Source organism: Caldalkalibacillus salinus, assembly GCF_016745835.1.
Lineage (GTDB): Bacteria > Bacillota > Bacilli > Caldalkalibacillales > JCM-10596 > Caldalkalibacillus_A > Caldalkalibacillus_A salinus.
In genome coordinates, this window is record NZ_JAERVL010000058.1 from 1 (window position 1) to 405 (window position 405).

The 405-nt window shown below is 42.7% G+C and carries 1 protein-coding gene; it reads right to left on the bottom strand.

Translation table 11 applies throughout. The annotated features are described in order from the left end of the window. Nucleotides 1-182 precede the first annotated feature (182 nt). Nucleotides 183-405: hypothetical protein (locus JKM87_RS17650; protein ID WP_202081785.1), on the bottom strand; the 223-nt coding region annotated here is incomplete at its 5' end.

Here is a 405-nt window from a genome sequence, read left to right on the forward strand (position 1 = left end):
TCGCATACGCTCATTCCTTCAGATTCGGGAAAACTTTGCTGAAAGGTAAATGCGCTGTCATCAAACTGTGGCTCAAACGTTTGAGCCCTCCCGGGCTATAATTCAAAGAAAAACAGCCAAAGAAGAACAATTGAACAGGCTCTTCTTTGGCTTGATCTTTAGCTTAAAGCTTAAGGCTTAACTTATTCTTCCCACTCCTGCTCGTAGCTGTACCCTGGGGCACTTACTCGATCAATCATACCTTGGACATTACCCACCACAATATTTGGGTTGACCCAGAGCTGTCCTTGATGGAAATTGTATGCGACCATATCTTCATGTAGTTCAAACGCTGTTTCCACTCCCTCTGTTAAGTACACGAACCAGTGATATTTTGGTGGAACAAGCGAATAAAGTACATTATTT